The 10,324-nt window shown below is 73.5% G+C and carries 2 protein-coding genes and 1 pseudogene; all 3 read right to left on the minus strand.

The genetic code is table 11. From position 1 onward, the window contains the following. Window positions 1–19: 19 nt before the first annotated feature. The 3 genes and pseudogenes from ACZ61C_RS31745 to ACZ61C_RS31755 all read right to left on the minus strand — a co-directional run bounded on the left by ACZ61C_RS31745 (window position 20) and on the right by ACZ61C_RS31755 (window position 10,322). A complete protein-coding gene (locus tag ACZ61C_RS31745; RefSeq protein ID WP_465311752.1) occupies window positions 20–2,860 on the minus strand; it encodes a type I polyketide synthase in 2,841 nt (946 codons plus the stop codon). A gap of 60 nt (window positions 2,861–2,920) precedes the next feature. After that, window positions 2,921–5,518 (minus strand): annotated as a pseudogene (locus ACZ61C_RS31750) (type I polyketide synthase); the annotation flags it as partial. Between the two features lie 139 nt (window positions 5,519–5,657). Further along, a complete protein-coding gene (locus ACZ61C_RS31755) occupies window positions 5,658–10,322 on the minus strand; it encodes a type I polyketide synthase (protein ID WP_465311540.1) in 4,665 nt (1,554 codons plus the stop codon). Window positions 10,323–10,324 lie beyond the last annotated feature (2 nt).

Here is a 10,324-nt window from a genome sequence, read left to right on the forward strand (position 1 = left end):
CGAAGCGGGGGGGGGGCGGTCAGGCCGTGCCGAAGCGGTCGCCCAGCAGGTCGAGCAGGTCGTCGTCGGTGGCCGCGGCGGTCAGCGACACCGCGGTCGCGCCGCGCGCCTGGTCCCACAGCGGGCGCAGGGCCTGCACCCGGTGGGTGATCCGGGCGAGCGCGGACTCGTCGGGGACGAGCGCGGCCAGCGAGTCGGGCGTGAGCGCGGTGAGCGCGGCCTCCAGCCGGTCCAGCTCGGCGAGCAGCGGCACGGCGGTCTCGACGGCCGGCTCCCCCAGCTCACCGGTCAGGAGCCGGGCCACGGCCAGCGGGTTCGGGTAGTCGAAGACCAGCGCCGCCGGCAGCGGCAGCCCGGTCGCGGCGGTGAGCCGGTTGCGCAGCTCCAGCGCGGTCAGCGAGTCGATGCCCAGCGCGCCGAACGCGCGTTCGGCGCCGACCTCGGCGGCCCCGGCGTGCCCGAGCACGGACGCGGCCGTCGTGCGGACCAGCTCCAGCAGCCGCTTCTCGCGGTCCTCTGTGGACAGTGCGGCCAGCTCGGCGCGGAAGCGGGACGCGTCGACGGTCCGGGGCTCGCCGTTCGCCCGTGCCGGGGCCGGCACCAGCCCGGACAGGATCGCCGGGAGCGCGCCCGCCTTGGCGTCGGCCCGCAGCCGGGCCCGGTCGAACGGCACCGGGACCAGCGCGGTCTCGCCGGACGCGCACGCGGCGTCGAACAGCGCGGCGCCGTGCTCGGCGGTCATCGGGACGAGCCCGCCGCCCTCCAGGCGCTGCAGCTGCGCGTCACCGAGCGCGCCGGCCATGCCGCTGCGCTCCTCCCACAGCCCCCACGCCAGGGACGTCGCCGGGAGGCCGCGAGCGACCCGGTGCGCGGCGAAGGCGTCGAGGAACAGGTTGGCCGCGGCGTACGGACCCTGGCCCGCGCCGCCGAAGGTCCCGGCGAACGACGAGAACAGGACAAAGGCGTCGAGGTCGAGCCCGGCGGTCAGCTCGTGGAGGTTGAGCGCCATGTCGACCTTCGGCGCGAACACCCGCTCGACCTGGCCGGCGGTCAGGTCCGGGATCAGCCCGTCGTCGAACACCCCGGCGGAGTGGACGACGGCCGTCAGCGGGTACTCGCCGGGGATGGTGGCGAGCGCCGCCGACAGCGCGTCCCGGTCGGCGCCGTCACACGCGCAGACCTGCGCTTCGGCGCCGAGTCCGGCCAGTTCGGCCACCAACGCTTCGGCACCGGGGGTCTCCAGGCCACGGCGGCCGAGCAGCACCAGCCGCCGGACGCCGTGGGTGGTGACCAGGTGCTTGGCGATCAGCGAGCCGACGCCCTTGAGGCCGCCGGTGACGAGCACCGTGCCTCGGTCCCACTTCGGGGCTTCGCCCTGTTGCTGCGGGGAAAGCCGGGTCAGCCGCGGCACCGAGGCGTGGCCCTCGCGGAGCGCGAACTGGTTCTCGCCGCCCAGCAGCGTTTTGATCAGCACCGCCGTGGACTCGGGGCTGCCGTCGGTGTCCACCAGCACGAACCGCTCGGGGTTCTCGGCCTGCGCGGACCGCAACAGCCCCCAGACCGGGACGTGCGTGAGGTCGACGTCCTCCTGCTCGCCGATCCGGACCGCGCCGGAGGTCACGACGACGAGGCGAGTGTGCCGCAGGTTCGGCTCGGCGAGCCAGTCCTGCACGGTCTTGAGCATCGTCGTGGTCGCGGTGCGCGCCTGCTCGGCCAGCAGTGCCGACGTCGCCGCGCGCTGCGGCGGCAGGGACAGGAAGACGTATGCGGGAGCGGGTCCGGCAGCCAGCGCGGCGAGGTCGGCGTGCCGCTCGCCCTGCGCGCCCGCGGCTTCGAGGGCGGCGGTGACCTTGAGCTCGTCGGCACCCAGCAGCGCGAACGTCCCGGACGTCGTGGGCGTGACCGCCGGGTGCTCGACCCAGTCGACCCGCAGCGGCGGTTCGACCGGCGCGGAGCCGTCCCCGACCGGGCGCATGACCAGCGAGCGCACGGCGGCGACCTCGGCGCCGGTTTCGTCGCCGACCAGGACCGACAGCGCGTCCGGTCCGGCGGCGCGGACCCGGGCGCGCAGTGTGGTCCCGGCCGGGCGGCGCAGGCTCACCCCGCTCCAGCTGAACGGGCCGCGCCCCTGCCCGGGGTCACCGAGCACGCCGAACCACGCACCCTGCAGCGCGCCGTCGAGCAACGCGGGGTGCAGCACGTAGGAACCGGCCTCGCGGTGCAGGTCCGGCGGCAGCGCCAGCTCCGTGAAGACGTCGTCCCCGCGGCGCCAGGCCGCGCCGACGCACTGGAAGGCCGGGCCCGCGTGGACCCCGACGTCCGCCATGGTCTCGTAGAAGTCGTCGAGGGACAGGGTTTCCGCGTTCTGCGGCGGCCAGACCGCGAGCTCGCCGGAGTCCTCCTCGGTCCCGGCCGGGGCGAGCCGGCCGGTCGCGTGGACCACCCACTCCTCCTCGTCCTCGGTGCGGGAGGCGAGGGTGAACGCGCGGGCGTCGCGCTCGTCGGGGGCGTTGACGGTGACCTGGACGACCACCGCGCCGGCACCCGGGACGACCAGCGGCGCGTGGTGGGTCAGCTCGTCCACCCACGGGCAGCCGAGGCGGCTTCCGGTGTGCACGGCCATCTCCAGCATCGCCGAACCGGCCAGCACCACGGTGTCGCCGAGGGCGTGGTCGGCGAGCCAGGGCTGGGCGGCGAGCGAAAGGCGTCCCGAGAGGTAGGTCGCGCCGGTGTCGGCGGCGTGCAGGACCGCGCCGAGCAGGCCGTGCTCGGCCGGGCGCAGGCCGACGGTGGCGACGTCCTGGCTGCCCTGGCGCGGCTCCAGCCAGTAACGCTGGTGCTGGAAGGCATAGGTGGGCACGGAAACCCGGCGGGCGCCGGCGAAGACCGGTGTCCAGTCGACGTGGCCGTGGTGCAGGTGCAGCTCGGCCAGCGCGGTCCGGAACCGCTTCTGCCCGGTGTCGCGGCGCAGGGTGGACAGCACCGGCCGGCCGTCGGCGGCCTCGTCGAGCGGCGCGCCCAGCACCGGGTGCGGGCTGACCTCGAGGACGTGCGTGAAGCCGTCCTTGAGCGCTTCGACGACCGTCGGGAAGAACTTGACCTGGCTGCGGAGGTTCTCCAGCCAGTAGTCGCCGGTCAGCGTCGTGGTGGTGATCTTCGCGCCGGAAACCGTGGAGTAGAAGGGAATCGTGGTGGCGGTCGGCGCGACCGGCTCCAGGTCTTCGAGGATGACGCCGGCCAGCTGCCCCACCTGCGGGTGGTGCGAGGCGTAGGAGACGCCGATCCGGCGGTAGTGGGCGCCCTCGTTCTCGCAGACGACGGCCAGTTCGTCGAGCGCGGTGACGTCGCCGGACACGATGACCTGCGCCGGGCCGTTCACCGCCGCGACGGCCAGCTTGTCACCCCACGGCTCGATCAGCTCGGCCGCGCGTTCGGCCGGCACGAGGATCGACGACATCCCGCCTAGACCCTCTAACGCCCGCAACGCCCTGGCACGAAGAGCAACGACCCTAGCGCCATCGCTAAGCGATAACGCACCTGAGACGGTCGCCGCAGCGATCTCACCCTGGGAGTGCCCCACCACACCGGCAGGCTCGACACCGTACGAACGCCAGAGCGCGGCGAGCGACACCATGACCGCCCACAACAGCGGCTGCACCACGTCGACCTGACCCAGCGCGGACTCGTGGGCCAGCTTGTCGAACAACGACCAGTCGACGAACTCCGACAAAGCCGCGTCACACTCCCGCAGTCGCGCGGCGAACACCGGTTCCAGCACGGCGAGCTCGAGTCCCATGTGGACCCACTGCGAGCCCTGGCCGGGAAACACCATCAGCACCCGGCTCGGCCCACCGGAGCCCGAACCGGTCAGCGGCAGGTCCGCCAGCCCGGCCAGCAGCTCGTCACGGTCGCTCGCGACCACCGCGCCGCGGTGCGCGAACCCCGTGCGGCCGAGCAGGGAGAACCCGAGGTCGGCGAGGGGCAGCTCCGGGTGCGCCAGCACGTGCGCACGCAGCCGGGAAGCCTGGTCCCGCACCGCTTCCGGGGTGCGGCCGGACAGCACGACCGGGACCGCGCCGGCCGGTACCCCGGCACGCTCCCCGCCGTCGGCTTCCGGCGCCTGCTCCAGGATGACGTGGGCGTTGGTGCCGCTGATCCCGAACGACGAGACGCCCGCGCGGCGAGGCGCGCCGGACTCCCACGGACGGGCTTCCTGCAGCAGCTCGACCCCGCTGCCGTCCCAGGCGATCCGGGACGACGGCGTCGAAGCGTGGAGCGTCTTGGGCAGCACGCCCGCGCGCAGAGCCTGCACCATCTTGATCACGCCGCCGACACCCGCGGCCGCGGCGGAGTGCCCGATGTTGGACTTCAGCGACCCCAGCCACAGCGGCCGGCCGGCGGCGCGGTCCTTGCCGTACACGGCGATCAGCGCGTCGGCCTCGATCGGGTCGCCCAGCGAGGTGCCGGTGCCGTGCGCCTCGACCACGTCGACGTCGGCGGCGGACAGCCGCGCGTCCTGGAGCGCGGCGAGGATCACGCGTTGCTGCGACGGGCCGTTGGGGGCGCTCAGGCCGCTGCTCGCGCCGTCCTGGTTGGTCGCGGAGCCGCGGACGACCGCGAGCACCTCGTGGCCGTTGCGGCGGGCCTCGGAAAGCCGCTCCAGGACCACGACGCCGACCCCTTCGGACGCGCCGAAGCCGTCGGCGCCGTCGCCGAACGCCTTGCAGCGGCCGTCCGGGGCCAGCGCGCGCTGCTGGCTGATCTCGATCTGCCCCTGCGGGGTCGACATGATGGTGACGCCGCCCGCGAGCGCGAGGGTGCACTCGCCGCTGCGCAGGGCGCGGGCCGCGAGGTGCAGGGAGACGAGCGAGGACGAGCAGGCGGTGTCGACGGTGACCGCGGGCCCTTCCAGGCCGAACGTGTAGGCGACCCGGCCGGAGATGACGCTGGCCGCGCTGCCGGTGAACAGGTAGCCCTCGTACTCTTCGGACACCCCGCGGGCCGCCGCGGTGTAGTCGTCGGACCAGCCGCCGATGAACACCCCGGTCCGGCTGCCGCGCAGCGAGCGCGGGTTGATGCCGGCGTGCTCGATGGCCTCCCACGACACTTCCAGCAGCTGCCGCTGCTGCGGGTCCATGACGACGGCTTCGCGCGGCGAGATGCCGAAGAACTCGGCGTCGAACTGGTCGGCGCCACGCAGGTAACCGCCGGAGCGGACGTAGGTCTTGCCGGGCTTGGCGGGCTCGGGGTCGAAGATCGCTTCGTGGTCCCAGCCGCGGTCCTCGGGGAAGCCGCCGATGGCGTCGGCCTCGTCGGTGACGAGCCGCCAGAGCGCGTCCGGGCCGTCCACCCCGCCGGGGTAGCGGCAGCCCATGCCGACCACGGCGATCGGATCGTGGTCCTCGAGCTCACGCACGCGCTGACGGGTCTGCCGCAGATCAGCGGTGACCAGGCGGAGGTATTCGCGGAGCTTCTCGACATCAGCCATTTCAGCTTCGACCTCATTCGGCGCAGGCAGGCGGTTCGACGACCGCGAATTCCAATTTCCACGCTATGGACCGGCCCTCGCGCCGACAACCCCTACCTCTCCCCTAGACACCCCTGCGCCCCCGCCGAGCTGGGGAAGCTCGCCGGGGGCGCAGGAGGGGCGGTACGGGTCAGGCAGTCAGTCCGTTGTCGATGAACTCGAACAATTCTTCGTCGGTTCCGAAATCGAAAGAATCGCCGGAAGAACCGGATTCCCCGTCGATCCAGCCGGCCAGGAACGACTGCAGGCCGACCTTCAGCTGCGCCCGCGTGATGCCGTCGGGGGCCGTCTCGGTGAAGGCGCGGCCGAGCTTGTCCAGCTCGGCGAGCACCGAAGCCGCCGTCGTGGTGTCTTCCGGGACGAGCCGGCCGGCGAGGTAGCGGGCCAGGACGGCCGGGGTCGGGTAGTCGAACGTGAGCGCCGTCGGCAGCTGCAGGCCGGTGAGCGTGTTCAGCCGGTTGCGCGTTTCGACCGCGGTGAGCGAGTCGAACCCGAGCTCGGTGAACCCGCGGCCGGGGTCGATCGCGGCGGGCGACGCGTGCCCGAGCACCGCGGCGGCCTGGGCGCGCACCAGGTCCAGCAGGACACCCTCGCGGTCCGCCGGCGCGGTGTCGGCCAGCCGCTGCCGCAGGGCCGCCCCCGCGTCCGCTGTGGCGACGGCCGCGGCGGGCGCCGAGGCCGGCACGACCGCCTCGGGCAGCTGGTCGAGCAGGGCCCGGGGCCCGTGCCGCTCGACCAGGCGCGGCCAGTCGACGTCGGCGACCCCGACGGCGACGTCCTGGTGGTCCAGAGCGAGGCCGAGCGCGGTGACCCCGGCGGCCGCGGCCATCGGCGAGACGCCTTCCTTGCCGAGGCGTTCGGCGATCGTCTCGTCCGCGGCGAGGCCGGTGCCGCCCCACGCGCCCCAGGCCACCGACGTTGCCGGGAGCCCGGCCGCGCGGCGCTGTTCGGCGAGCGCGTCCAGGTGGGCGTTGGCGGCGGCGTAGTTGGCCTGGCCCGCGTTGCCGATGACGCTGGCGAACGACGAGAACAGCACAAACGCGTCCAGGTCGCGGGTCAGCTCGTGCAGGTTCCGGGCCGCGTCGACCTTCGGCCGCAGCACGGTGGTGAAGCGGTCCGGGGTGAGCGAGTCGAGCGCGCCGTCGTCGAGGACGCCGGCCGCGTGGAACACGGCGCTGAGCGGCCCGACGCCGTCCAGGAGCCCGCCGAGCGCGTCGCGGTCGGCGGTGTCGCAGGCCGCGACGGTGACGCCGGTGCCGCACGCCCGCAGCTCCTCCGCCAATTCGGCGGCGCCTTCCGCGGCTTCCCCGCGACGGCTGGTGAGGACCACGTGCTCGGCGCCGTTCCCGGCGAGCCAGCGCGCGACGTGCGCGCCGAGCGCCCCGGTGCCGCCGGTGACCAGCACAGTGCCGCGCGGCCGGTACGGCTCCCCGGCGGCTCCGCCGACCGGGCTGCGGACCAGACGGCGGCCGAACAGCTCGCCGTCGCGGACCGCGACCTCGGTCTCGGTGCCGGAAAGCGCGGCGACCAGCAGGGTCTCGTCCGCGCCGGCGGGCAGGTCCACCAGGCCGCCCCAGCGCTGCGGGGCCTCGATGCCGGCCACCCGGCCGAAGCCCCAGAGCTGGGCCTGCACCGGGTCGACGGCGCCCGGCTCGCGGGTCGGCGAGACCGCGCCGCGGGTGACGCACCACAGGCGTGCCGCCGATTCGACGTCGCCCATGGCCTGGGTCAGGTGCAGGATCCCGACGAGGTCGAGCAGCGAAAGCACCCCGGTGAACGGCTCGCCGGTGAGCAGCTCCGCGAACGCCGCGCGGTCCGTGCCGGCCTCGACACCGACGTGGACCACCTCGGCGCCACGGTCTTCGAGCCGCGGTGCTTCGACGCCGGGCGGGGTCAGGACCAGCCAGCGGCCGGTGAGCCGCGCCGCGGCGGGCCGGGACAGCGGGGTCCAGGCGACCCGGTAGCGGAGGGCGTCCTGGCTCGCCCGCTCCTCGCGGCGGCGCTGCCAGCCGGACAGCGCCGGGAGCACCGTGCCGAGCGAGTCGCTTTCGACACCGAGGGTCTTCGCGACCTCGTCAACGTCCTCATCGCGGACGGCGGTCCAGAAGGCGGCTTCGGCGGCGTCCGTGGACCCCTTCGACTTGGGCGCGTCGAGCCAGAACCTTTCGTGCTGGAAAGCGTAGGTAGGCAACGGAACCCGGTGCGCGCCCTCGAAGAGCGGTGTCCAGTCGACCCGGCCGTGGCGGACGTGCAGCTCGGCCAGCGCGGTCCGAAACCGAGGCTGACCGCCTTCGCGGCGCAGAGTCGAGAGCACCGGGAGACCTTGCGCGGCCTCCTCCAGGGGCGCGCCGAGGACAGGGTGCGGGCTGACCTCCAGGACGTGCGTGAAGCCGTGCTTGAGAGCCTCGACGACGGTCGGGAAGAACTTCACCTGGCTCTTCAGGTTCTCCAGCCAGTACTCGCCGGTGAGCGTCACCGTGTCGGCCTGCGCACCGGAAACCGTGGAGTAGAACGGGATCTCGGTGCTCACCGGCGACACCGGCGCCAGGTCGTGCAGGATCACGTCGGCGAGCTGCCCGACCTGCGGATGGTGCGAAGCGTAGGAAACGTCGATCCGCCGATAGCTCTCACAGGCCGCGGCCAGCTCGTCCAAAGCGGAAACATCACCCGACACGATCACCTGCGCCGGGCCGTTCACCGCCGCCACCGCGAGCCGCTCGTCGATCAGCTTCGCGGCCTCCTCGGCAGACACTCGCAGCGACGCCATTCCGCCTAGACCCTCTAACGCCCGCAACGCCCTCGCACGAAGAGCAACCACCCTAGCGCCATCACTAAGCGATAACGCACCTGAGACGGTCGCCGCGGCGATCTCACCCTGGGAGTGACCCACCACCCCGGCCGGCTCAACACCGTACGAACGCCACAGGTCCGCGAGCGACACCATCACCGCCCACAACAGCGGCTGCACGATGTCGACCTGGCTCGTCTCTTCCGCCAGCTTGTCGAACACCGACCAGTCCACGAACTCCGACAACGCCGCGTCACACTCACGCAGGCGATCGGCGAAAACCGGCTCGCGCTCAGCAAGTTCCAGTCCCATCCGGACCCACTGCGAACCCTGCCCCGGGAACACCATCAGCACCCGGCTCGGCCCACCGGACCCCGAACCGGTCAGCGAAAGGTCCGTCAGCCCGGCGAGCAGCTCCTCCCGGTCGGCGGCGACGACCGCACCGCGGTGGGCGAAGTTCGCCCGGCCCGTGGCCAGCGAGAACCCGAGGTCTCCCAGGGACAACGCCGGGTGCGCCAGCACGTGCTCACGCAGGCGCGCGGCCTGGTCCCGCAACGCGTCCGGCGTGCGGCCGGACAGCAGCACCGGCACGGCGCCCGGCACCTCGGACCGCTCGACCTCGACCGCGGGCGCCTGTTCCAGGATCACGTGCGCGTTCGTCCCGCTGATCCCGAACGACGAAACACCGGCGCGGCGAGGGGTGTCCGAGGCCCACGGACGAGCTTCCTGCAGCAGCTCGACACCACCGCCGTCCCACTCGATCTTGGACGACGGCGTCGACGCGTGCAGCGTCCGCGGCATGACCCCGGCCCGCAGCGCCTGCACCATCTTGATGACCCCGCCCACCCCGGCGGCGGCCTGGGCGTGCCCGATGTTCGACTTCAGCGAACCCAGCCACAGTGGACGGTCGGCCGGCCGGTCGACGCCGTAAACCGCTTGCAGCGCCTGGACTTCGATCGGGTCGCCGAGCGCGGTGCCGGTGCCGTGCGCCTCGACGAGGTCGACGTCGGCGGCGCCGAGCCGCGCGTTCCGCAGGGCCGCCTGGATCACGCGCTGCTGCGACGGGCCGTTCGGGGCCGTCAGGCCGTTGGACGCGCCGTCGGAGTTCACCGCCGAGCCGCGGACCACGGCGAGGACCTGGTGGCCGTTGCGGACGGCGTCGGAAAGCCGTTCCAGGAGCAGGAACCCGATGCCCTCGGCCGCGCCGAAGCCGTTCGCGTCGTCCGAGAAGGCCTTGCAGCGGCCGTCCGGGGCGAGCGCGCGCTGACGGCTGAGGCTGGTGAACGTCGCCGGGGTGCACATGACCGTGACCCCGCCGGCCAGCGCCAGCGAGCAGTCCTGGTTCCGCAGCGACCGCACCGCCAGGTCGATCGCGACCAGCGACGACGAGCACGCCGTGTCTACCGCCATCGTCGGCCCTTCCAGGCCGAGGGTGTAGGCGATGCGGCCGGTGGCGGTGCTGGCCATGTTGCCGTTGTCGAGGTAGCCCTCGAGGTCGGCGGGCACGGAGTCGAGCCGCGTCGAGTAGTCACTCTGCAGCACCCCGGCGAAAACGCCGGTCAGGCTGCCCTTCAGGGAGTCCGGGTTGATGCCGGCGTCCTCGAGGGTCTCCCAGGCGACCTCCAGCAGCTGCCGCTGCTGCGGGTCCATGGCCAGCGCCTCACGCGGCGAAATCCCGAAGAACTCCGCGTCGAAGCCGTTCGAATCCCGCAGGAACCCGCCGGAGCGCACGTAGGTCTTCCCGGCCGCGTCGGGGTCCGCGTCGAACAGCTCGTCCGTGTCCCAGCCGCGGTCCGCGGGGAACTCGCCGATCACGTCGGCGCCTTCGGTCACCACGCGCCACAGGTCCTCGGCCGACGTGACGCCGCCGGGGAAGCGGCAGCCCGTGCCGACGATCGCGATCGGCTCGTGCGCCGCGTCCTCGACCTCGACCAGCCGACGGCGGCTGCGCCGCAGCTCGGTGGTCATCCACTTCAGTTCCTTGAGGAGCTTCTCGTCGTTCGGCATGG

The organism is Amycolatopsis sp. NPDC104587, from assembly GCF_055583645.1.